Source organism: uncultured Fluviicola sp. (genome assembly GCF_902168135.1).
Classification (GTDB): Bacteria; Bacteroidota; Bacteroidia; order Flavobacteriales_D; family Crocinitomicaceae; genus Fluviicola.
Window position 1 is genome coordinate 62,130 of the sequence record NZ_CABHOL010000025.1, and the last position, 24,019, is coordinate 86,148.

Below are 24,019 nucleotides of genomic sequence, written 5' to 3' on the forward strand. Positions count from 1 at the left end.
AATGTACAAAAAATGACCAGAAAAACGAAGCTTTGAAAAAAAGACGAACGGTAAGCAGCTAAAATCAGGGAAATAATTCTTGTTTATTGAGTGAACTGCTTTTGTTATTGAGTGAGTGAAATCATAACCATCAGTTTCTAATACCCCAACTTCCAGCCTCTTTGCTGCATCACCCGGTGAAAAGTCACCAGGTCTTGTCCATCAGGGATTTGGGAATAGCTGTTCCTGAAATGCACATTCGGGCCCTCAATGGTTTCCGTTTCCAGATTGTGGGGGAAAATAAATTCCTGCCGGGAAACCTGCATTTCTTCCAGTTCCTGCAAAAATCTTCTGAGCAGGTTTACCGATTCGTTTTCGGATAGTTCGAAATCTGCTGCTTTCACCGAGGAAAAAAAGTGCATTTCCTGTTTGGCACGGGTCAAAAGTACATTCAGACGTTTGTGGCCGTTGGTCTGGTTCAGCGGACCAAAACGCATTTGGAAGGAACCTTGTACCATCGCTGAAGCTGTTGGCGACATGCGATCCGGGTTTCGGGCATAACCCAAACTGATGATCAGGCAGTCGGCTTCATCTCCCTGCACATTTTCCAAAGCTTTGAAAAAACCGGTGTTTTCTTCCTGTTTGAGGGTAATCTGTTCCTGCACACGTGCCGAACAAGCTCTCCAAATCGTTTTCAGCTGTTCTTCCGAAAAAGCCACAATTCCGACGGATTGTTTGTCCCAGTTACCGAATGTTTCCAGGTAGCCGGCTACTTCTTCTGCTTCCTGCAGGTTCCTGCGCTCTTCAAAAATCCCGTTTTCAACGTAGTGGTGAAAAAGCACCTGTTTTTGTTCCGGTGACGGATAAGCGATCAACTCATCCCTGTAAAAATGGGTGTTTGAAAAACGGATCAGCTCCGGGTATTCCGAGCGGTAATGATGTCTCAGCGGCACGCGTTCAAAATAGTAAGAGGCCTGGTGCAACAAATCGTGGAAGCCAAAATTCTTCCCGAAATAGGACGAAGGCGCCATCTGCTGTTCATCACCGGCAACCAGTGCCCGTTTTGAGCGGAATAAAGAACCCAGTGCTCCCGGCAAAGGAAGCTGACTGGCTTCATCAAAAAGGACGAGGTCAAACAACTCTGTTTCAAGCGGAAAATGGTCCGCCACCTGGTTGGGAGTTGCCAGCCAGACCGGAATCAGCAACTGCACCCACTCTTTGGCGTCACTGGCAAGTAATTTCCGGATGGTGATCGTATTCCTGGTTTTTCCGAATTCTTTGACCAGTAGTGATTTTCCTTTTTTTAAACGCGCCTTGAGTTCCTTCTGACCGGCAGAAAGCTTCTGTCCCGGAGTTCTCAATAGTTCTTCGTAATCCGCAAATTGTTTTTGTACCTGAACCCGCAATGAATGGGCAAAGTCTGCAAATTCTTTGTTTTCGGTTTCGATCAGTGTATCCAACCGTTCCTTTAATGCTTCTCCGGAAAACCTGACAATCTCCGGGTTCAAAGATTCTATTTTTCGAAGAGAACTAAACAGGATCAAGGACTGAAGAGCTTCCCATGAACCGACATCGTCCACCAACTGAAAGAAAAAGCGCGGAAGTAGTTTGAGGCTTTCATATATGGCGCTCAAAGCAACAAAGTCTGTTTGTTTCCGGTTTAAAAAGTCAGACAAAACGACCTCATCTTTTAGTTCGAAATAACGCACCAGGTCCGATCTCAATTGAGTAAGATCCGAAGCAGATTCGAGGATAGCAAGGCGTTTTTCCCTGCTCCAGGAAGCAATTTCACTCAATAACGAACCGCTTTCTTTCTCCAGGCCGGAAGCATACAAGATCCCCATTTCGAGGGCATGCAAACTTGCATCAAGACCCAATTCATGAAAATACGATTCCAGTTCTTTCAATTTCTGTACTTCTGCCTGGTAGGTCTTCCGGTTTTGAAGCGCAATTTCCGGTAAAACCGACGGATCGTTCAATAATCTGGCGATTGCTTTCTTTCGTTTTCGAAGCTGCAGCCATGTTCGGGCCTGTTCCCAGGATTCCAGCTGACTTTTCGAAGGTTCCTGTTTCCAAATCCGGTTTTCTGATTCGATCGAAGCAAGATGTTCAGTCAGATCTTTCAGCAGCCGGACCTGCTTTTGGAATTTTTTCCACTCTTTAGGCTTCGAAATAAGCCGGCTGTATGGGGTGTATTGTTCGTTTTCTACCAATTGACACCTTCCCAAAACAGCAATTATCTTTTCCAGGTCACCGAATGTGGTCAGTGAATCCAATTTGGCCTGTAGTGCATTTAATCGGATCAGGGAATCTTTGACCAGTTGATCGCCATTCCACTTCTCAAAAAATACCGGTTTGAGCCCCTGTAGCCTGGAGAAACCGTTCAAGTGCTGATCTACCTGTTGAATGATGGGTTTGTACTTCAACCATTCGTCGATGGCAGGAACCAAACTGGAAAATTTTTCCGTTTGAATGGGGGTTTCACAAAGCAGCTCCTGTAATTCTTTATAGGAAACTCCGGCAAAATAATCCGGTGTGTTTAAACGGTCGAGCAGCAGTTGCAGGTTTGCATGGAGCTGTTCCGAAAGTCTCAAATTTTGAACAGGCTTTATTTCCTTGCTCTCCAGCAAATTCCAGGTTTCTTTCAATTGTGCCAATAAATCCTTCGATTTGGTTTGGCTGTGCACCACAAATGCATGCCGGTGCAATTCGAGTTCGGAAAGCTTTTTTACCAGTACATCCAGGGCAGCTTTCTTTTCCGAAACAACCAAAGTCCTCAACTTGCTTTTGAGTGACTTTCCGAGAATATTGATTAAAACCTGCGATTTACCTGTTCCCGGAGGCCCTTGCAGCAACACATTGTTTGTGTTCAAAGTGGTAAAAACCCGCTTTTGGTCTACATCCGCCGGATAGATCAGATCTGCCGGTAAGTCCAATTCCTCCGCAGGTTCAAAATCATTGCCCAACAATTGCTCCACAAGTGCACTTTTGGTTTCTGATCGTTCGATACCTTCCAATTCGCGCAAAAGATGAAACCGGTGGTAATGGAAATTGCCGGCATAAATATCGTTTGAGATTTCCACTTCCAAATGCAAATCCTTAAACTGATCAATCATCCATTCCAGTTTTTCCGACAAGTTTAATTCCTCCGGCAAATCATTCAATGCTGTTTTATTCAGCTCAGCATAAAGGAACCGGATATACGGATTGATTTCCGCAGCCTCTTCCAGTAATTCCAGTTGAAGCGTATTGGTTAAGCGTGTATATTCCCAATTCAACGGAATGATTAACAAAGGAGACTGAATACTTCCGGATTGGATGTTTGAAGAAACTGTACCAAAAACCAGGCACAGCGAGTTTACATCGGATTCCAGGCGGAACTTATTCGCTGTCTGCCAAAGGGATTTCCACTTACTGTCTAACGGAACCTGGAATTTAGCTGTCGGCAGTTTCTCTAGTTTTATCAGCGAATGGACCGATTCTCCCAGGTTTACCAGCATGTCCGTTTTCGGCATGTCCGATAAGGCATGCATAAAATCGCTGATATTTCCTGTTGAATAACTCATTGAATTTGAAAAGCGAAAATAATGAAAAGTAGTAGGGGCGAAAAATTTTTCGCCCCTACTACAGAATTATTAAATTTGTCTTTCGATAAAATTGAATCCATTTTCTATGAAAGAACAAGATATGAAATTCGGTACCAAAGCAATTCATGCGGGTGTACAGCCTGATCCGACTACCGGGGCAATCATGACTCCGATTTTTCAAACTTCCACTTACGTCCAGGAATCACCGGGAGTAAATAAAGGTTACGGATATGCAAGAGGAAAAAACCCGACACGTGAAGCACTTCAGGCGAATATCGCTGCGTTGGAAAATGGAAAGCATTGTGTTTGTTTTAGTAGTGGTGTTGCGGCAACGGATGCTGTTCTGAAATTATTGCAGCCGGGCGACGAAGTGATTACAGGTGATGATTTGTATGGCGGAACATACCGCTTGTTTACAAAGATCTATGAGAAATTCGGTATTAAGTTCCATTTCATCGATTTGACCAATGCGGAAAATGTAAACAACTACATCAACGCAAACACCAAATTGATCTGGGCAGAAACACCGACCAATCCAACCATGCAGATCATTGATATTGAAGCGGTGGCAAAAATCGCAAAGGCCAACAACATCATTTTGGTTGCCGATAATACCTTCGCTTCTCCTTATTTGCAAAATCCGCTGGATTTGGGAGCGACCATCGTCATGCACTCCGTAACAAAATATTTGGGCGGCCATTCGGATGTGGTTATGGGAGCTTTGATCACTAACGATACTGCTATCCATGAACAATTGTACTTTATCCTGAACAGTTCGGGGGCAAATCCCGGACCGATGGACTCATTTTTGGTATTGAGAGGAATCAAAACCCTTCACCTGCGCATGCAGCGTCATTGTGAGAACGGAAAACAAATCGCACATTTCCTGAAAGACCATCCGGCAATTGAAAAAGTTTACTGGCCAGGCTTCCCGGAGCATCCGAACCACGAAATTGCAAAAAAGCAGATGCGCGATTTCGGCGGAATGATTTCCATCGTTTTGAAAGACAAAAGTATTGAGAACACCTACCGTGTTGCTTCTTCATTCCAGGTATTCTCTTTAGCAGAATCATTAGGAGGAGTTGAATCATTGATCAATCACCCGGCAACCATGACACACGCCTCTATTCCGAAAGAAGAAAGAGAAAAAGCAGGTGTTGTAGACAACTTGCTTCGCTTGAGCGTAGGTGTTGAGCACGTAGATGATCTGATTGCAGATTTGAAACAGGCACTGGGGTAATTGAAAAGGAATATCCATTCTAAAATTCTACGATTATCAAGAATTTAAATTCATTACATAATAAAGCGTTTCTTTGAATAATTGAAGAGGCGCTTTTTCTTTTCAATTAGTTTTTGAATTTTGTATTCATCATTTTGAATTTAATGACATGGTAATCATAACAGGAACTTCCAGGGGAATCGGAAAAGCAATTGCCGAAAACTATTTAAGCCTTGGAGAAAAGGTAATTGGAATCGGCCGGAACCACACGATCTCACACCCGGGTTATTCATCTATCCATTGCGACCTGAGTGATCCCGGGTCAGTAGAACAGATTTCTTTTCCGGATATGGATAATGAAAAAGTAATTTTTATACATAACGCCGGAATACTTGGGAAAGTAGATTATTTCGAGAAACTGGATCCACAGGAAATCGCAAAAGTGATGCAGGTAAACCTTTTTGCCGGAGCAGCTATTTTGCAGAAATTATTGCGGCAGCTTCCCAAAACAACTTCTTTTAAATGTATTTTCATCAGTTCGGGTGCCGGAAAAACTCCCATTGCATCCTGGGCATCGTATTGTGCGTCCAAGGCTGCGGTCGATTTGTTCTGCCAAACCATTCAATTGGAAGAACAGCAATTAGGAAGAACAAATTTTCACTGTCTTTCGGTTGCACCCGGAGTGGTGGATACAGATATGCAGGCTAACATACGGAACACGCAGCAAACTTCCTTTTCGGAAGTGGACCGTTTCAAAGAATACAAGAATTCGAACCAGCTTTACTCACCCGAACTCGTTGCCGGAAAGCTTTTTAAACTGGTTCATGAAATGCCTTTGGAACAGGTTGTTTATTCACTTCGTGAGGTAGAATTATAGTCCAAACTAAAAAACTCTCTTTCCTCCTACTTTTTGCCAGGGCATAAAAAGTAGGCAAAAATGCCCTTCCCAATTACAACCTTCAGAAATCCTCTCTTTCCGGACTGCTGAACGAAAAGGAGGGATCAGGATCCAAAATGAAAATCTAAAGTCGTTTTACAAACGCTTTAGATTTATCACTTTTCGGAGCAGTTTACCGAAAAGAGAGGCCTTCATTTACAACCGAGAGATTATAAGAACGGATGATGATCTGTTTTCAAAGTTACGCCTTTAGCTGTCGGGTAATTGGGATTTGAATCTATCCTAAAATTTTTGAGCGAGAAACGATTAGTGACCTCTAAAAAGCAACTCCCTGAACGACTAGTTATCAGGAGTCTTTTACAATGCCCTATTATCTGTCGAAACCAATGATTTATTCACTTCGCGATATCGATTTGTAAAGAAAAAATTAAATCATTGTTATTCAAATCTTTATAAAGTTGTTGAAGTTCGAATCATTTCTTAAACAAATGTTGTAACTTGTTGCACTCAAATTAGGATACTTTAGTAAAACTAGCTAGAATTTTAGATAATGAAAAAAGAACTCTCTACACTCTTAACACTAACCCTATGCCTCTCCTTTTCTGCCTTTTCGCAAACACATAAAAGGACTCTGGACAAGGAGAACATGCGCCCCGGAGAACAGGTCGAATACTGTATCACTCATAAAAAAATGAACCAGCTTTTGTCAGATCCGGCACGAGCAAAACAATTTGATAAGGAGCAGCAGGAATTCAACAATGCTCTCTTGCTCAAAAAAGGAGACAACAGTACTACCAAAGCTACGGAATATACTATTCCGGTAGTTTTCCACGTTCTGCATAATGGTGGACCTGAAAATATTTCGAAAGAACAGATTCTATCAGCTTTGAATATCCTGAACCGGGATTTCGCCATGCTGAATCAGGACACCCTTTCTATACAGCCTCAATTTCAGAGTATCCGCAGCAAGGCTGATATTAAATTTGTTTTGGCTACCAAGGCTCCGAACGGAGCTTGTTTTTCCGGAATCACCAGAACACAGAGCGTCGAAACATTTAATGGTGAAGACGGAAGTGCACAAGTCAGCGCAATCGTTTCCGGGAATGATGTTTACAACGGTACATGGCCCGGGAACAAATACCTGAATATTTTTATCTGCAAGGATATCGGCGGAGCAGCAGGTTACACATTCAACCCGGGCGGATGGTCCGCTTCCTCCATGGGGAACGGAATCTGGGTTTTGAGCACTTATGTCGGAGACATGGGAACTTCATCCCTAAACACCAGCCGCACATTGACGCACGAAGTAGGACACTGGTTGAACCTGTCCCACGTGTGGGGAGGAACCAACAATCCCGGAGTAAGCTGTGGAAATGACGCTGTAGCAGACACTCCTGCTTGTATAGGCTCAACTTCTTGTTCCTTAAATTCCAATACATGCAGCAGTGATAACGCATATTGGGGATTTGACCAGGTAGACAACGTAGAAAATTACATGGATTATTCTTATTGTTCCAAAATGTTCACAGAGGGTCAGGTCAGCCGCATGCGAACTGCTCTCACAATTAGTTCGACCGGAAGAGCAAATGTAGTTTCCGCAGCTAATTTGGCAGCTGTAGGAGCAACAGGTGCCCCAACCCTTTGTGCCGCAAAATTCAGCACACCGAGACGTGTCATTTGCGCCGGAGAATCCCTTCAGTTTATTGACGAGTCTTTCAATGCTGCGAACGGATGGAACTGGTCATTTGCCGGTGGTTCACCTGCAACTTCAACAGCTCAAAATCCTACAATTACCTACAATACGCCGGGAACTTATGCCGTACAGCTTGAAGCTACAGACGGATCTGCTTCAAACACAGCAACTATCGCAGGTTACATTACCGTATTACCTGCTGCAACCGGAATCCCTTATTACGAAAGCTTTGAAACATTCTCAAATTTCACAAGCCCCGACTGGTTTGTCTTAAACACCGGTGAAAATCCATGGACCGTTTCAACAACCGTAGGTAAAACGGGCACACATTCCGCGAAACTGGAAAACTTCGACCAGACCCAGCATCAAGTGGATGAGCTGGAATCACGTTCCATAGACCTTTCAGGGATTACCTCTGCAACAAACGTAACCCTTTCCTTTAGATATGCTTACCGTAAAAGAACTTCTACAAGCAATGATGTTCTAAAATTACTAGCTTCAAAAGATTGTGGTGAGGTTTGGGACATCCGCAGAACTTTCACGGCTTCAACCATGTCCGGGTCCAACCTGGCTGCGGCTGCATGGACACCTGCACCAGCAGACTGGATTACAGCTCACGTAACAAATATTACAAGTGCCTACTGGAATGAAAACTTCCGTTTCAAATTCCAGTTCACTGCAGGTGGAGGAAACAACCTCTATATTGACGATATTAATATTTACTCGGGAGATCCTTCTGACAACATTGTTTTAGGAGTAAATGACCTTGGATCGTTCCAGGACATCAATCTTTATCCGAACCCTGCAGATCATGAAGTACAGATCAGCTTCAGTTCCCCGATCGGAAATAATCCGTTGGAATTTGCGATTACTGATTTGGCTGGAAAAACCATCCGAACGATCCCTGTAAATGCACACGAAGGGTCCAACCTGGTATTTATCGAAACAACGGATCTTTCAGCAGGAACTTATTTGATAAAGATGATCAGTTCCTCGGAAGAAAAAACATTGACCTTCGTAAAGAAGTAATAAAAAGTAACTCAGAACAATAAGGTTGGGATTTATTCCCAACCTTATCTTTTTCTGTTTAATCAACAATTCGGACACTTAAAACAAAAATCCCTACACGCGATTCAAAAAGTTCTTAAATTTCGTGTTCTGAACTGTATTCTGTTTCCAACTTCTTCCCATCATTTAAATCATTGAAGTAATAAACTAGCTAGATAAAAATGAAAAAACAATTTTACTCGCTCCTAGGTATCTCTCTGCTTTTTACCACATGGAGTTTTGCTCAACAGCAAGGGCGCATTTTAGATAAAAGCAACATGCGCGACGGCGAAGATGTAGAATACTGCATCACGCACAAAAAAATGAATGAACTAAAAGCAAATCCTCAATTTGCTAAAGAATATGCCAAGGAACAGGCAGCATTTGAAAGTCTGATGCTGGCTAAAAAAGGAGATAACAGTACTACAAAGGCTACTGTTTATACGATTCCGGTAGTTTTCCACATCTTACATAATAACGGACCTGAAAATGTTTCCAAAGACCAGATTATGTCTGCTTTAAACATTTTGAATCGCGATTACGCGATGTTGAATCCGGATACCGCATCTGTACAGGCTCCTTTCCAATCCTTGAGAAGTAAAGTCGACGTCCAGTTCGTTCTTGCTACGAAAGCACCAAACGGAGCTTGCTTCACGGGAATTACCCGCACCCAGAACGCCATTACAAATGACGGATCAAATGGTAGTGCACAAATCAATGCAATTGTTGCAGGAAATGATGTTTACAATGGTCAATGGCCGGGAAATAAATACCTGAATATTTATGTTTGTGAAGACATCGGTGGTGCTGCAGGTTACACGATGCTGCCGGCAGGATGGTCTGCAAACAGCATGCAAAACGGGATCTTCATCCTTCACAATTTTTTCGGGAACATCGGAACTTCATCCGAATACTCCAGCCGTGCTTTAACACACGAAGTGGGCCACTGGTTAAACCTGGATCATGTTTGGGGCGGAAATAACAACCCGGGATCTGCTGGCTGCGGAGGTACGGATAACGTTCAGGATACTCCGGCTACCCAGGGTTCCACCACTTGTAACCTTACCGCAAATACGTGTTCAACTGACAACGCTTATTGGGGCTTCGACCAAATTGACAACGTAGAGAACTATATGGATTATTCCTACTGTTCAAAAATGTTTACGACAGGACAAGTTAACCGCATGAGAACTGCTCTTACAATAAGTTCTACAGGAAGAGCTAATGTGGTTTCCGCTTCCAACCTGGCTGCAGTAGGAGCCGGTACGCCTCTGACACTTTGTACGGCTAAGTTCAGCACTGAAAGAAGAGTAATCTGCGCAGGTGAAACGATTACATTTAACGATGAATCCTTTAACATTGCAACTGGCTGGAACTGGTCTTTCACCGGAGGATCTCCGGCAACTTCAACGCAGCAAAACCCTTCCGTTACTTACAATACTCCGGGAACTTACGCAGTTCAGCTGCAAGCTACAGACGGAACAAACAGCAATACGGCAAATGTTGCTTCTTACATTACCGTGTTACCTGCAGGCGGAGGCCTTCCGTTCTATGAAAGCTTCGAAGGTTCTATGAACTTAAACAGTCCAAACTGGTTTCTTTACAATTCAAGCGGAAGTGCATGGGCTGTGACTAATACTGCTGCTAAAACCGGCACAAATTCAGTAAAACTGGATAACTTCAGTCAGTCAAGCACAGGACAAATTGATGAATTGATCTCAGGACCGATCGATCTTTCAAGTATTAATGCAGGAACAGGAGTTACTTTGACTTTCAAGTGTGCATACAGAAAGAAAACTGCTTCAAATACGGATATCCTGAAAGTATTCGCTACTTCGAATTGCGGTGAGGTTTGGGATCTTAAAAGAACACTAACTGCAGCAACAATGTCCGGATCAACTACTGTTGCTTCGGCATGGACTCCGGGAACAGCTGATTGGTTAACTGTTCACGTAACGAATATTACTTCTGTATACTGGAATGATAATTTCCGTTGTAAATTCCAAACAACTTCAGGAGGTGGAAATAACTTCTACATCGATGATATCAATATCTATTCGGGAGCTCCTTCAGAAACCCCTGTTACTGCAGGTTTAGCTGATCTTGGAACTGTTGCGAATATCAACTTGTTCCCGAACCCTGCTGATAATGAGGTTCAAATCTCATTCAACTCTCAAACAGGAAACAACCAGATCAAGTTCTTCGTAACTGATTTAACAGGAAAGCGTCTTCAGCAGCATACAATTAATGCTAATGAAGGAAACAACCTGGTTATGATAGCAACTGAAAATCTTTCTGCAGGAACTTATTTAATCCAAATGATTGATGCAAACGGTCAGAGAACTTTGAACTTTGTTAAGAAATAAGAGAACAGGCTTTTAAGGCTGTCGCTTTAAACTGAAACCAAATAAAAAACCCCGACGATCAGTCAACTGACTGATGTCGGGGTTTTACTTTATATCCAAATTTTCAGGGATTAAAAACCTCGTTGTTTTTTGATCTCCGCAATGAAATCTGTGAGCTGTTTTTTATCTGCAAAATAAACCGCCACATTTGTTTCGTGAAAAATTTTCGATCCTGCCTTTTCATAAACACTGGCTTCTACTTTATCTAAATCTGTCAGAATATTACACGTATACATCTCTCCGTATTTATCAAAATGCTCAATTTTAAATGCATTGTCCATAATCACCTTCACGGAAACTTTACGTACCGTCAGCTCACGGATAGTTCCTGCTGCGCTTTTTGTCAAAACCGTAGCATAGAGATCATCACCTACCACTTTTTGATGGTATTCCAGGACTGTTCCGTTGATATCCATCATGAAGCACTTCGGTCCCTGGATTGTAATGGATTTGTTGTTGTACTTGATCACCTCCTGGGCATTCAGACAGCTCAGGCTCATTAGAAAGATGCCGGCAAGCATCACTTTTTTGGTAAGAATCATAAATGTAGTTGTTTGTTGTAGTAATTACTTAATATAAATTTCCCCTTCATCTACTAAAGGTTCTCCATTCATTCTCAAAAATAATTGAATTAATGCAACCACATCCTTTTCGCAATAAATACGTATGCGGTTGAGGTCATTTTCTTCATAATAAACACGAGCTACATCAGCTCCCGAAATATCATCTTTCGGAGTAGGGATCTTGAAAATGTGACAAAGCAGCGCCAAACTTGTATAAGCTTTATAATCACCAAACTTCCAAAGCTCCATGGTATCCAGGTGCTGAATCTCCCACGGTTTCTTACCCGCGAGGTTCAATACATTCGGCAAACCGATCCCGTGAATTAATAAGCGGCGGCAAATAAAAGGGATGTCAAACTCCTTAGAATTGTGTCCGCACAAAACGTGTTTCGGTGTGTTGTAATTATTTTCCAACAGGCGCACAAACTGCTTCAGGAGTGTTTCTTCGTCTTCATGTGCAAAAGAGGTCATCCGGATAGATCTCCCGGTTGCGGAGTGATGTACAAACCCGACAGAAATACAGACAATCTTACCGAATTCTGCATAAATACCCGCCTTCTCGTTGTAAACATCTGCTTTGGTTTTGTCTTCGGTCAGGTATCGGGCGTTTTTCGCATCAAATAATTTGGTTGTTTCTAAGTCTAAGTCTGCGTAGTTATAAACTTCCGGTACTGTCTCAATGTCTAAGAATAGAATTTTGTCTAATTGGCTCAAATCAAGCATACTAATTTTCGTTTTCCATTTAAGTTATGTAAAAATATCATTTACGAGAACGCGTTTTTTCAATTTTTTTCCCAAATAAATCCATTTTTTCGACTTAAAGAATAGTATTCTTTATTTTTGTGCATTATGGCAGAAGAATTAATCATAGCTCAAACTTCCAAAGAGGAAAAATACCAGACATTGCTTCCTCAGGCCAAAGCACTTTGTGCAGGTGAACCAAATTTGGTTGCTAATTTGGCCAATATTGCTTCTGCTCTTAAAATGACTTTTGACTTTTTTTGGGTAGGCTTTTACCTGGTTGAAAATGACCAATTAGTGCTCGGGCCCTTCCAGGGACCAATTGCCTGCACGCGCATTGCATACGGAAAAGGAGTTTGCGGGGCTTCCTGGAAACAAAATGAGACACTGCTTGTTCCGGATGTGGAAGCTTTTCCGGGACACATCGCATGCTCGAGCGAAAGTAAAAGCGAGATCGTTGTTCCGATTCGAAAAAACGGTCAGGTTATTGCTATCCTGGACGTCGACAGTAATGTGCTCAATGATTTTGACACTATTGATGCACGCTATTTAAATGAACTTTGCGAATGGGTAGGTACTCACTGTTTCTAGGGCTTTTATTTTTTTTGGCCGGTTGTGCTGAAGTCATTCCATTAACGGGTGGTCCTGCTGATGAACGTGCTGCGGTTCCGGTAGAAGGAACTCAAAACCCCGAACAGGGTGCACTGCATGTGAACCAAAATGAGCTAACGGTAAAATTCAACGAGTTTTTCACTTTAAACGATCCGGCAAACACGGCAGTGATGAACCCAAATGCCGGAAAACTGGATATTACTTCAAGCAAAAGAGATTTGACCATCAAATGGGACGGAGCTCTTAAACCGAATACAACCTACATTATCCAGTTGAATGGAACTATCAAAGACCTGAATGAAAAGAACGATACCATTCACCAATTCGTATTTTCGACCGGTGACCAAATCGATTCCTTGAAGATCAACGGAATCATTACGGACGGTTTTTCCAATAAACCATCCAATGCTTTTACGATCGGTCTGTATGATTCGGTGAAAGATCCTTACAAAGAGGCCCCAAGCTACATTTGTAAAAGCAATACCAAGGGAGAATTTGAATTCACTTACCTGAAAGAAGGCGAATACCAGTTATTTGCTTTTCTCGACTCCAACAAAGACCGACTTCCTTCTATCGGGGAAGAAATTGCGTATACCTCCAAGCTTATTTCCAGCGGCGACAGCACATTTGCGCACATCCTGGCATACAAACCGAAAAGTCCGCTGAAACAACTACAGGTTAAAATTCTCAATCCGGGAACTTTTTACGCTTATGGAAAAGAGATTGATGAGTCAAACCCGACCATTAATTCGCAGCCGATCCGAATTATAAATCGCTATGCACCGGATTCGGTACTGGCAGAACTGCCAAGTGTTCAGAATGATATCTACACCTTTATTGCCGGCACGGACACCATTACCAAGATCATCCCGTTAAAGGATCGCAGCAAGAATTTTTCTATTGCCGCTAAAATTTATAAAAATTCCTGGTTGCTCGGAGATACGCTTCTTTTTGAAACCAATGAATCCATTAACGAAGTAGATACTTCCCTCATTGTTGTAGAAGACAAAACAAAGATCAAAATTGCCTACGATTATGCATTTTCCGGGAACCAGGTACGAATTATTCCCAAAACAGCGACTGCTTTCGAACTGCTTGTAAATTTTAAAATGGGAGCCTTAAAAGGATTGACCAATCAGAATGATTCCGTTAAAGTGGAATTGAAAACGTTCCGGACTTCCGATCTGTCGAACCTAAAATTGAATGTTGAAAGTCTGAAAGGCCGCTGGGTTGTCCAGTTAATGGACGGAGCAACTGCAATCCGGACTTTCCAAAAAACAGACTCGGATACCATAATCGACTGGGTGAACCTGATCCCTGCCGTTTACCAGATCCGATGTATCCGCGACGTGAATGGCAACGGAAAATGGGATGCCGGTAATTGGGAACAAAAAACACAGCCTGAAGAGGTGGTTCGTTTTGATATCAAATCCAAACTCAGACCAAACTGGGATATCGAAGAAACGCTTGAACTGAAACCGAATGAGTGATTCTTTCGAAAAAACCTTTAGTAAATGGAGAATCTATCTCGCTTTGCTGATTGGGATTTCAATTTCGGGAGGGATACTCATTTACAGTTTTACACGCTCAGAATTTCACCGGGTAGAAAAAGGAAAAGGCGATTACACCTGGAAAGACACTAACGGCAATAAAAAGATCGATTATTCAACCCCGGAAGAATTCATAGCCGTTCCCAGGGGAGATTTCCAAAAAAAATCAGCTTATGATGTCCTTTCCGATATTTCCTGGGACAGCAGTACGTTTTTCTGGCTCTTTTTAGCGCTTCTCGGAATGGTCGGACGTGATCTGGGATACATGCTGCGTATACGGATCCTGACCAAAAACCAATTGACCTGGACTCAATCTTTTCATGTAATTATGATTTGGGAATTTGCTTCAGCTCTTGCCCCTGGTGTTATGAGCGGAGCAACCGTTGCCATGTTCATCCTGAACCGGGAAAAAATTGCCTTGGGAAGAGCAACCGCAATTGTCATATTGACGGCTTTCCTGGACAACTTGTTCTACGTGGTCATCATACCACTTTTATTCCTCTTCATCCCTGCCGGAAAATTATTTCCAAGCACCGGAAATGAATCGATGATGGCTGTATTCTGGGCCGGTTTTTCCGTTTTTGCACTTCTTTGCGTGGTCCTTTTTTCAAGCATTGTACTTTACCCGAAACTGGTGTTCCATCTGCTCACATTCATTACACGCATTCCGTTTTTAAAACGATTCCGGGAAGGAGCGGCAAAAACAGGTAACGACGTCATTGCAACAGCTGCGGAAATGAAGAAAGAACCTTTCTCCTTTTGGCTGAAAGCATTTGGGGCCACTGTGTTCTCCTGGTCGTCCAGGTTCCTGGTAATCAATTTCATCATGCAGGCTTTTCTGAATCTGGGATTCCTGCAGCAGGCACAAATCTTCACCAAGCAGTTTGTTTTGTGGATGTTCCTTCGCATTTCCCCTACTCCGGGTGGAAGCGGGGTTGCAGAGTGGGCATTCGGTGAATTGCTGTCCGAGTTCAGTACGAGTATTGTGCTTTTGGGAACCATGGCTGTGTTGTGGCGTTTGATCTCTTATTTCCCCTATTTGATCATCGGTTCGATCATCCTTCCGAGGTGGTTATCCCGGCAGAAAAAAAGCAGGGACTAAATCGTTTTGAACCGGTACAAAAAAATAATGCCGTTTCGGATATTATTCCTATCTTTGCGCTCTTAAAACGGTAAAAACCATGTCTTACGGCGTCAAAATTTTTGCGGGAAGAGCGTCCAAATCGCTTGCAGAACAAATAGCAACCAAGTTCGGTGCTAGTTTGGGTGATGTAAAAGTTACTGAATTCAGTGATGGTGAATTTCAGCCTTCATTTGAAGAGACCGTTCGTGGCCAGGATGTATTTATCGTTCAGTCTACCATGCCTCCGACAGAGAATTTATTCGAAATGCTGTTGATGGTTGATGCGGCAAAACGTGCTTCTGCGCGCAAGATCATTGCGGTAATTCCTTACTTCGGATTTGCACGCCAGGACCGCAAGGACAAACCAAGAGTAGCTATCGGTGCGAAATTGATCGCAAACATGTTGATGGCTGCAGGTGTTGATCGTGTGATGACCATGGATTTACACGCAGACCAGATTCAGGGATTCTTTGAAGTTCCGGTTGACCACTTATTCGCATCCACTTTGTTCTTCAATGAAATGAAGGCTTTGGACAACGGGAACCTGATTATGGCTGCTCCCGATGCCGGTGGAGCAAAACGTGCCAATGCTTATGCTAAGAAATTGGATACCGGACTTGCAATCTGCCACAAGCACCGTAAAAAAGCAAATGAAGTTGCGGAAATGACTGTAATCGGTGACGTTGCAGGAAAAGACGTGATTTTGGTAGATGACATGTGTGATACAGCAGGAACTTTGACAAAAGCTGCTGAATTATTCATAGAGAAAGGAGCAAATAGTGTTCGCGCATTCTGTACACACGCTGTGTTGTCGGGACCCGCTTACGAGCGCATCAATAATTCAAAATTAACGGAGCTGATCGTAACAGATACGATTCCGTTGAAAGAAAAAAGTGATAAGATCCGTGTAATTACAGTGGCTGATCTGTTTGCAGATGTCATCGATCGCCTGGTGAAGAACGAATCTATCAGCACACATTTTATAATTTCGTAAACAAGAAGAAGCACTGCTTCTGATAGCCATCCGCCACAGCGGATAATATAAATAGTAAATAAAAACAAACATGAAAGTAGCACAATTGAGCGGTTCGCCACGCGCGAACGTAGGGAAGAAAGATGCTAAAGCTTTGAGAGACTCAGGGCAGGTTCCATGTGTTCTTTACGGACAAGGAACTCAAACACATTTTTCTCTTCCGGACATTAAAGTTGAGAAATTGGTTTTTAACCCTGATGTTTTTAAAATCGAATTGGATATCGATGGTAAAAAGACTGATGCGATTATCCAGGAGATCCAACAAAATCCTATCACGGATAAAGTAATGCACATTGATTTTCTGGAACTTGATCCTAAGAAACCAGTTAAAGTGGCATTGCCGGTTCGTTTGACAGGAGCATCTCGCGGTGTATTAGCGGGAGGTCGTTTGATGCAGGTTTTCCGTCGTTTACGTGTAGTTGGTCTTCCGGCAGATTTGCCAGAGGCTATCGTAATTGACATTACTAAATTACGTATCGGACAATCTATTCGTGTGAAAGATTTAGAAAACGATGGTTTAGCTATTTCCGAAGCGAAAAATGCAGTTGTAGTAGCGGTTAAAATGGCTCGTGGAGCTTCTAAAGCTGCTGAGGCTGATGATGAGGATGAGGAATAAAAATTTCTGATATCAAAAAACCCTGACTTCGATAAGAACGTCAGGGTTTTTTTATTTTCAACATTATACGCTATAAAAAAGCCATCTTAACTTTTATGCAAGATGGCAATAACTAACTATTAGATTTAGGAGTAGGTTCTAATATCGTTACCTACTTAGGCTAAACCAAATTTACTATGCAACTTCGGTTTTCACCTTCCCGTTTTTCTCTAAAGCAGTTTTCGGTTTTTTAAACGTCTATTTTAAACAAAATCGTTTTTTTAATCTCCGGATTTTAGCGTTTAACAACGGATCTAACACGGGTCTTCCCTTCAACCTGGTAGATCAATTGGTACATTCCGCCTGACAGATCTGCTACCTGCAACTCAGTCATGTTTGAATTGATTTGTCTCCTTAGAACTATTCTTCCCAAATAATCGGTTAAATAAACGGTACCTTCCGCTTTCTCCGATTCAATGATCAAATGGTCTGAAGCAGGATTCGGATATACCATCAATTTAAATTCATCCTGGTCTGTAATACCAGCTACGTCTATCACCTGAATAAAACGGCTCATAACATCATCCGGACAGGCATCATTCACAGCAGTTAGTTTCAATTCATAGATTCCGGCACTTTGATAACTGTGCCATGGATTTTCGTCCTGACTTTGTGTTCCATCGCCAAAATCCCAATTGTACCCGTTTGCATTCACCGATGCATTCGTACAATTCAACACCGCATTCGGCAGATAAAGCGTATCCGCATTGATACTGAATTGAGCGCTTGAAGGTAAATTCACCACCACATCGACCACTTGCTGAACAGTATCAGAAGTAATTGGCCCGAAAGCAATCAATTGCACCTGGTAAGATCCGGATACCGGAAAATGTACCCATGGATTTACCTGATTACTTGTTGCCGGAGACCCACCCTGGAAGAACCAGGAATAACTGGTCCCGTCTACAGAAGTATTCTGGAACATGAGCGAATCTGTTGAACAAACATAGGTATTCTGAAGCTGGAATGAAGCGGAAGGAGGGTTTGTCGGCGGAACAACCGTTTGCCCGTTTGAAGAAACGGTTGGAGAGAATGCACCTGCACCGTTTTCAGCCTTGACAGAAACATAATAAGTAGTTCCCGCTGTAAGATTCAGCCCACCGATACTGACAGTGGTATTCCAATAGTTATTGGTCCACTGAACAATATCCTCAGCTCCGGGAGACGTGCCGATCGATACCCAATAGTTTGCAATATCCGAATTTGTATCGGAAGAAGCCGTCCAATTCGCTTCCAGCATCGAATTACTGGTCGTAGTTGAGGCATCGGCAAACAAACCGTCATTGACTACCTGGATTGCAGAAGGACTCGTCCAGTCGATTTTTACATCCTGGGCTGCAACTGCCGATAAATTTCCTGCAACGTCCTGAACAATTGATTTTATACGACCGGCCGCTGTAGATGAATTCGGGCTTTCATAACGCATATCACCTGATGCACCGACGGTAATTGCAGTGCTTGAACTCCGGGAACGGTAAACCCTCAGATCATTTACTTTGTAAACACAATTCCCGGTACGGAAGGAAATATAGTTCCCCGTTGTCAAAGGTGTCGGATCTGTCCAGGTCCTGGACAATACATTATTGATATATACCTGGTGCTTTCCGGTAATCCGGTCATAAGCCACTTTGTAATCATACCATTGATCTACGTTAAAGTCATAAGTTGTCTCATCTACCAAACTGTAAACGTCATTGGTAACCTCGTAAATCTGGATCTTATCACTGTCCAGGCGGAAAAATACAAAATAGGAATTTCCCCTGTTCGGCAAAGTAGGGTCGCTGCAGAAATAATGCAATCCCGCCCTGCGGTTCGTTCCGGTCCCCGACATGGCTCCGGACCAATGATACAGGTAGCGGTTACTCAGATTACTGGTAACACCGGCCCAAAGATTCGAATTTCCATTGGACTCATCACTGTGAACAAGGTTACCTGCGTTCAATCCCCATACCCCGGATTGAGATGTCCAGCTTGAATGGATCGCAGCCTGATCAAAGTTATCATTGAAAAATCCTTTTGTTCCGTTTGAGCGCCAGTCACTGCCATTCAGATCCGTAACCTGGTAGAACGACTTATCGATTCCGCTTCCACCGGAATTATCCGTATCGGTATAGCTTGCAGTGAAATTCTGTGTGATCCATGTTACAGGAACGCTTATAGTTGTCATGGGCGGAACTGCGTCACCCAAAGCCGGATTGGTAATTACACTGCTCCAGTTTGCAACCCAGCCTGCAGCAGTTGTTGCGCAATCACTTCTAAATTCTATCAGCAAAGCTCCACTGGATGAAGTAATGGTTCCGGGAGACGTTGTTCCGGTATAAATTCCGATCAAAGGAGCACTGTTGGTCGCTCCATCGTAAATGTAGAGGTAATCCCAATTAGCTTCCAGGGAAAAGCCGGAGAAATTCAAAGTTACGGAACTTGCATTTGCCGGCTGGATCAAGGTAAAATAACGTTGATCATTGCTGTAATTGGCTCCGCTTCCGCCGGTATCGGTAAATGTTCCGCTTCCCGCACTCAAAGTATTTTGTGTCGGATTGTTATTCACTAATCGATAGTAAAGTGCCCAATCCCAGTAAATGCCGGGATCGGTGTGAGTTTGATTCGGGAAATGCTGGTGGCCTTTGATCTTGGTGCAGCCTCCCAATACATTTGTGCCGGTTGTTGCCGCGCCGGAGAAGGTCCTGAGCGGATTAATCCCATATCCGCTTTGGCAGATGTCTCTTGTGATTCCGGCAGAAGCATTGTATAAAGCACTGGTATACCATTGCGCCTGGCTCACATAACCTTCATGTTCATACCCGATGGTATAGGGATTCTCAGATCCAACATGCCAGGCTTTATTCGCCTCCAGGACCATTTGGGTTACCTGTCCGTCTGATGAACGAACTACGTAATGATATGAAACACTGGAAGAACAATTCTGCGACCAGGAAATTGCCCCGGCATATGTCCCCTGAATGGTGTGGATGGTAATAGCTGAAATTGCCGTTCCGCTCCTGGAACTGAAATTACAACTTGGTGCAGGGTTCCAGATTGCCGGTCCGTATTCCGTGGACTTTAAGCTATTTCCCGTCTTCTTCACCATGTACTTCTGACCTGAAGGAGTTTGGATACCGGTTTCGGAAAAAATGACTTTTGGAGCACTTAATACCGCAAAATTCTCTGCACCGAACAGGCTTACCAAATCAAAATTGTAGTTTGGAAAATGATACTGAGCGGAATTTTCGTCCTTGTTCAGGAATCGGAATAGTTCATACAGTTCGGCATCTCTGGCATAACTATTGACCCTGCCTGAATCCGATAAATAAGACAATCTTCCGAAAATTTCCTTCAGGGTATTTTGCAGCGAATTGCCTTTCAATTCAGACATGTACTCATTCACGACATTTGCAAAAGCGTGAATCTCCGCGGCCGGATCCTGCTTTATCTGAACCAATGGAACCCCCGAAAGTTGGGAAACCAGTTTCATATTTTCTTTGAAATAGCCCTTCCCTTTGGTAACCATTCCCAAAAACCCATAAGACTTGGGAAGTCCGGAACAAGATTCCAATTCCGAAGCCGTCAAATAAGAGATCCTGGTTTGGGTAAAAGAAACAGCCTCCAGGATTCCTTTCGGAACCGCGGGATAAGCGGCATAAGCCTGCTGACAATAATTTTCAAAGTCTGCCTGGCTGGTTTGGGCCATTGACCCCAAGCTGAATAAACAACTTGTGAATAGTAGGATTCTTTTCATTTGTTTTCATTTTGTAGCGTGGAACTAATATATCTAATTCTATATACAACTGAAAATCAATATGAACGAAAATGGATTTAGTAGTCTAAATTTAATACTTATGCGTTTTCAACTTACTATTATTGGTTCGTTCTCTTACTTTACCTACAGCTTTCGCACTAACGCTTACGCAGTAGCTTGTGCCGCCGCTAAAGCTTTGGCGACATGCGGTCAGCGAAGGCGCAACGTTTGTCGCTGTGCGTCTTCACCTGCTGCGCAGCTTCTTCCAAGGCAAAAAAAGTAAGCAAAAGAAAGCCACAAAGTGGATTGAAGACGAAGTGTAGTTTCATTGAAACGTAACACGAGGTAGCCTTTCCCAATTGCATTCGTTTAACCAGCCCTCCATTTCGGACCAATTCACGAAAAGGGGGGATCAGGATCCCAAATGACAAGCACTTTTCGGAATTGGTTTCCGAAATGAAAGGCCTTCATCTTCGACAAGAAAATTGTGAATTAAATAACCATTTTTTACTTCTAACTTAAGATCTGGCTTGGCGATTGGGTTTCAGATCGCTGTTCTAAGACTATTCAATAAGACTCCGATTCTATTTACCGAAACCAATCTATCAAAAACCTTGTTAAATCGCATGGACTTTACTCATGAAAAATATGGATCCAAAGGATCCGCGATACCCGGTAGTTGAAAAACATGGTCAACATCAGTACCGCGAACATAATTCCGAAAAGTACTCCAAGTGGAACAAACCAGGTAATCAGTAAGAAAACGGCAATTAATTCTGCAATGGCCATTCCGTAACTGATATACATCGCCCCGAAGAAGTAACCCGGTTCTTTATCAAACTTATAATTACATTCCGAACAGCGCTCGTACATCTTCGGAGCCTTCAAATGCAGTAAAGACCCTTTTGTTTCGAAAACTTTCCCTTTTCCGCAGATCGGACAAGTTCCATTGAGCACCCATTTAAAATCTGACATGGCTTTTTTTTACAAAGTTACCGGTAACGATCCGTTTTGTTCTTAATTCTTTATCTCAAAGAATTACACTATTCAGACATTTTTAATATCTTTAAGAATGGATTTACCAAGACTTCCCATAGAAAAATTTGATGAAAACGGTCTGCTACAAGCTTTTTATGTGAATCGCTTCTCGGAACACCTACACAAATATCATTCGGACATTAATCATCCGCACAAGCATGATTTTTACTTAACAGTCTTTTTTGAAAAAGGTAATGGAAGACACGATATTGATTTCAACTCCTATTCCATTCATCCGAACAGTGTATTTTTTTTGCAGCCGGAACAAATTCATCATTGGGAGTTTGAGGAAGAAGCCGAAGGCTGGATCTTTTTCCATTCGGAAGATTTTTACAAATTGTATGTGACGCACTTTGAGCTTTACAGATGGCCCTTCTTCCAGTCGCGGGATTCCAATCCGAAATTAGAAATCACCGAAGAGACAGCGTTGGTATTAAAACAGCGCTTCGAAGAGATCATGTCGGAATACAAAGAAAACACCAGGCATTCTTTTTTAAAGATCGCCGGCCTGAGCCAATTGATCTATGCAGACCTTGCCCGGATTTATGGGGAACAAACTCCCTCCGACAATTCAAAAAACAGCCTGTACCAGGATCATTTCCACCGCTTCGTAAAGCTGCTGGACGAACATTATATCGAGCAGAAAAATGCTTCTTTCTATGCTTCGGAACTGGCAATGACAACCAAGCATCTGCACCGGATCTGTTTGTCCTGTACCGGAAAAAGTACCTCGCAGTTAATTGCCGAAAGATTAATCCTGGAGATCAAACGAAAATTAGTCAGTGATTCAAAAAGTATCCAGGAAATTGCCGATGAACTGGGGTTTGATAATTACCCGTACTTTCATTTGTTCTTTAAGAAACATGCCGGAGAAACACCAAAGCAGTTTAGGGAACGAAATTGAATTTTGAATGATTAAATAATGAATTATCAAAGTTGATTCTTGATAATTCAATCATTCATAATTGATAATTATCACGTAAGTTTATCAGTAAGAATCTTCATCTCAATAACCGGCGAGATCTTCTCGTACAGAATATTGTAAACAGCCTCCAGAATAGGCATTTCAACCTGGAATTTCTTGTTGATCTCTTTCACGCATTTGGTTGCGTAATAGCCTTCAGCGATCATATCCATTTCCAGCTGTGCTGTTTTTACAGAATATCCTTTCCCGATCATGAAACCGAAAGTCCGGTTGCGCGAGAATTTGGAATAAGCCGTAACCAATAAGTCTCCCAGGTAAGCAGATGATTTCACATCCCGGTGGATCGGACTTACTTCATCAATAAAATTCTCGATCTCCTGGATAGCGTTTGCAATCAAAACGGCCTGGAAATTATCGCCATAACCCAAACCGGAACAAATCCCGGAAGCAAGGGCATAAACGTTCTTCAAAACCGCTGAAAGCTCCGTTCCGAATAAATCGTCCGAAGTAGTGGTTTTGATATAACGGCAAGCCAGCATACGAGCCATTTCTGCAGCAATTCCTTCATGCTGACAAGCAACAGTCAGGTAGGACAGGCGCTCCAGGGCTACTTCTTCTGCATGACAAGGTCCGCAAATGATCCCGATATCTTTGTAAGGTGTTCCGAAAGTCTTGTGAAAAAAACGAGCTGGAATTGCATTGTATTCCGGAACAATCCCTTTTACAGCAGAAAAAACAATTTTCCCTTTGAAAAGTTCCGGAGTTGTGTCTTTGAACAATTCCACCAAAAAAGCCGAAGGTGTTGCAACGATCAATACATCACAGCGCTTGATAATTTCTTCCAGGTCATTGGAAACGTGGATCTGGTTCAGATCAAATTCAACTGACTGTAAATAAGTAGGATTGTGCTTATACCTCATGATATGAGCCACCTGGTCTTCCCGTCGAACAAACCAATTTACCTGCGCAAAATTATTGCACAATATCTTCACCAAAGCGGTAGCCCAGCTACCTCCTCCAATGACACCAACGGTTTTCATGCGCTTATTCATAGTCTCGACAAATGTACACATAATTCCGAAACGCTTGCGCTAAAGCTCCAGCGACGGCACATGCCGAATGCTGAATTACGAATTGTTGGGTGTGCAACTTGCTTCCTTAATGCTTGATCGAGTAAGTAAATTTACAGAACTTCTCTTCGAAGGACAATCCCAT

General features: G+C 42.7%; 16 protein-coding genes. 10 read left to right on the forward strand and 6 right to left on the reverse strand.

The window, feature by feature from the left end:
* Positions 1 to 137 precede the first annotated feature (137 nt).
* A complete protein-coding gene (locus QZT69_RS10735) occupies positions 138 to 3,545 on the reverse strand; it encodes an ATP-binding protein (protein WP_294673919.1) in 3,408 nt (1,135 codons plus the stop codon).
* A 106-nt stretch (positions 3,546 to 3,651) separates the two neighbouring features.
* On the opposite strand from QZT69_RS10735, the gene QZT69_RS10740 reads away from it, so the two are divergent.
* The 4 genes from QZT69_RS10740 (at position 3,652) to QZT69_RS10755 (ending at position 10,789) form a co-directional block, all read left to right on the forward strand.
* The gene (locus QZT69_RS10740; RefSeq protein WP_294673921.1) at positions 3,652 to 4,806 is read left to right on the forward strand and encodes a cystathionine gamma-synthase; all 1,155 of its coding nucleotides are present in this window, start codon (positions 3,652 to 3,654) and stop codon (positions 4,804 to 4,806) included.
* Positions 4,807 to 4,954: 148 nt separating this feature from the next.
* Positions 4,955 to 5,662, forward strand: a complete 708-nt coding sequence (locus QZT69_RS10745; protein WP_294673924.1) for an SDR family NAD(P)-dependent oxidoreductase — start codon at positions 4,955 to 4,957, stop codon at positions 5,660 to 5,662.
* A 571-nt stretch (positions 5,663 to 6,233) separates the two neighbouring features.
* The gene (locus tag QZT69_RS10750; RefSeq protein ID WP_294673926.1) at positions 6,234 to 8,405 is read left to right on the forward strand and encodes a M43 family zinc metalloprotease; all 2,172 of its coding nucleotides are present in this window, start codon (positions 6,234 to 6,236) and stop codon (positions 8,403 to 8,405) included.
* 200 nt (positions 8,406 to 8,605) lie between these two features.
* Positions 8,606 to 10,789, forward strand: coding sequence for a M43 family zinc metalloprotease (locus QZT69_RS10755; RefSeq protein ID WP_294673928.1), 2,184 nt, complete (start codon positions 8,606 to 8,608; stop codon positions 10,787 to 10,789).
* 110 nt (positions 10,790 to 10,899) lie between these two features.
* Here QZT69_RS10755 and QZT69_RS10760 read toward each other — a convergent pair whose 3' ends face one another.
* Positions 10,900 to 11,370: a hypothetical protein gene (locus tag QZT69_RS10760; RefSeq protein ID WP_294673930.1), complete on the reverse strand. Its 471-nt coding sequence runs from the start codon at positions 11,368 to 11,370 to the stop codon at positions 10,900 to 10,902.
* Positions 11,371 to 11,394: 24 nt separating this feature from the next.
* Entirely contained in the window at positions 11,395 to 12,114 is a 720-nt protein-coding gene (locus QZT69_RS10765; protein ID WP_294673932.1) for a 3'-5' exonuclease, read from the reverse strand.
* A 126-nt stretch (positions 12,115 to 12,240) separates the two neighbouring features.
* Between QZT69_RS10765 and QZT69_RS10770 the strand changes: the two genes are divergently transcribed.
* The 5 genes from QZT69_RS10770 (at position 12,241) to QZT69_RS10790 (ending at position 17,066) form a co-directional block, all read left to right on the forward strand.
* Positions 12,241 to 12,723, forward strand: a complete 483-nt coding sequence (locus QZT69_RS10770) for a GAF domain-containing protein (RefSeq protein ID WP_294673935.1) — start codon at positions 12,241 to 12,243, stop codon at positions 12,721 to 12,723.
* Complete coding sequence (locus QZT69_RS10775; protein ID WP_294673936.1) at positions 12,699 to 14,234, forward strand: Ig-like domain-containing protein; 1,536 nt, start codon at positions 12,699 to 12,701, stop codon at positions 14,232 to 14,234. Before QZT69_RS10770 ends, QZT69_RS10775 begins: the two co-directional genes overlap by 25 nt.
* Positions 14,227 to 15,396: a lysylphosphatidylglycerol synthase transmembrane domain-containing protein gene (locus QZT69_RS10780; RefSeq protein WP_294673938.1), complete on the forward strand. Its 1,170-nt coding sequence runs from the start codon at positions 14,227 to 14,229 to the stop codon at positions 15,394 to 15,396. The genes QZT69_RS10775 and QZT69_RS10780 overlap by 8 nt, the downstream gene beginning before the upstream one ends.
* 79 nt (positions 15,397 to 15,475) lie before the next feature.
* Positions 15,476 to 16,411, forward strand: a complete 936-nt coding sequence (locus QZT69_RS10785) for a ribose-phosphate pyrophosphokinase (RefSeq protein ID WP_294673940.1) — start codon at positions 15,476 to 15,478, stop codon at positions 16,409 to 16,411.
* A gap of 70 nt (positions 16,412 to 16,481) precedes the next feature.
* Positions 16,482 to 17,066: a 50S ribosomal protein L25/general stress protein Ctc gene (locus QZT69_RS10790; RefSeq protein ID WP_294673942.1), complete on the forward strand. Its 585-nt coding sequence runs from the start codon at positions 16,482 to 16,484 to the stop codon at positions 17,064 to 17,066.
* A 274-nt stretch (positions 17,067 to 17,340) separates the two neighbouring features.
* On the opposite strand, the gene QZT69_RS10795 is transcribed toward QZT69_RS10790, so the two are convergent.
* A complete protein-coding gene (locus QZT69_RS10795) occupies positions 17,341 to 20,841 on the reverse strand; it encodes an N-acetylmuramoyl-L-alanine amidase (RefSeq protein WP_294673945.1) in 3,501 nt (1,166 codons plus the stop codon).
* A gap of 633 nt (positions 20,842 to 21,474) precedes the next feature.
* Positions 21,475 to 21,816, reverse strand: coding sequence for a DUF983 domain-containing protein (locus tag QZT69_RS10800; protein ID WP_294673947.1), 342 nt, complete (start codon positions 21,814 to 21,816; stop codon positions 21,475 to 21,477).
* Between the two features lie 97 nt (positions 21,817 to 21,913).
* Between QZT69_RS10800 and QZT69_RS10805 the strand changes: the two genes are divergently transcribed.
* Entirely contained in the window at positions 21,914 to 22,783 is an 870-nt protein-coding gene (locus tag QZT69_RS10805; RefSeq protein ID WP_294673950.1) for a helix-turn-helix transcriptional regulator, read from the forward strand.
* 71 nt (positions 22,784 to 22,854) lie between these two features.
* Here the strand turns inward: QZT69_RS10805 and QZT69_RS10810 are convergent, their stop codons facing one another.
* Positions 22,855 to 23,856, reverse strand: coding sequence for an NAD(P)H-dependent glycerol-3-phosphate dehydrogenase (locus QZT69_RS10810; protein ID WP_294673951.1), 1,002 nt, complete (start codon positions 23,854 to 23,856; stop codon positions 22,855 to 22,857).
* Between the last annotated feature and the right edge of the window lie 163 nt (positions 23,857 to 24,019).

Bases quoted from the DNA above. Each gene is read 5' to 3' on its own strand.
- QZT69_RS10735 (WP_294673919.1), bottom strand. From the start codon at position 3,545: ATGAGTTATTCAACAGGAAATATCAGCGATTTTATGCATGCCTTATCG.
- QZT69_RS10740 (WP_294673921.1), top strand. From the start codon at position 3,652: ATGAAAGAACAAGATATGAAATTCGGTACCAAAGCAATTCATGCGGGT.
- QZT69_RS10745 (WP_294673924.1), top strand. From the start codon at position 4,955: ATGGTAATCATAACAGGAACTTCCAGGGGAATCGGAAAAGCAATTGCC.
- QZT69_RS10750 (WP_294673926.1), top strand. From the start codon at position 6,234: ATGAAAAAAGAACTCTCTACACTCTTAACACTAACCCTATGCCTCTCC.
- QZT69_RS10755 (WP_294673928.1), top strand. From the start codon at position 8,606: ATGAAAAAACAATTTTACTCGCTCCTAGGTATCTCTCTGCTTTTTACC.
- QZT69_RS10760 (WP_294673930.1), bottom strand. From the start codon at position 11,370: ATGATTCTTACCAAAAAAGTGATGCTTGCCGGCATCTTTCTAATGAGC.
- QZT69_RS10765 (WP_294673932.1), bottom strand. From the start codon at position 12,114: ATGCTTGATTTGAGCCAATTAGACAAAATTCTATTCTTAGACATTGAG.
- QZT69_RS10770 (WP_294673935.1), top strand. From the start codon at position 12,241: ATGGCAGAAGAATTAATCATAGCTCAAACTTCCAAAGAGGAAAAATAC.
- QZT69_RS10775 (WP_294673936.1), top strand. From the start codon at position 12,699: ATGGGTAGGTACTCACTGTTTCTAGGGCTTTTATTTTTTTTGGCCGGT.
- QZT69_RS10780 (WP_294673938.1), top strand. From the start codon at position 14,227: ATGAGTGATTCTTTCGAAAAAACCTTTAGTAAATGGAGAATCTATCTC.
- QZT69_RS10785 (WP_294673940.1), top strand. From the start codon at position 15,476: ATGTCTTACGGCGTCAAAATTTTTGCGGGAAGAGCGTCCAAATCGCTT.
- QZT69_RS10790 (WP_294673942.1), top strand. From the start codon at position 16,482: ATGAAAGTAGCACAATTGAGCGGTTCGCCACGCGCGAACGTAGGGAAG.
- QZT69_RS10795 (WP_294673945.1), bottom strand. From the start codon at position 20,841: ATGAAAAGAATCCTACTATTCACAAGTTGTTTATTCAGCTTGGGGTCA.
- QZT69_RS10800 (WP_294673947.1), bottom strand. From the start codon at position 21,816: ATGTCAGATTTTAAATGGGTGCTCAATGGAACTTGTCCGATCTGCGGA.
- QZT69_RS10805 (WP_294673950.1), top strand. From the start codon at position 21,914: ATGGATTTACCAAGACTTCCCATAGAAAAATTTGATGAAAACGGTCTG.
- QZT69_RS10810 (WP_294673951.1), bottom strand. From the start codon at position 23,856: ATGAATAAGCGCATGAAAACCGTTGGTGTCATTGGAGGAGGTAGCTGG.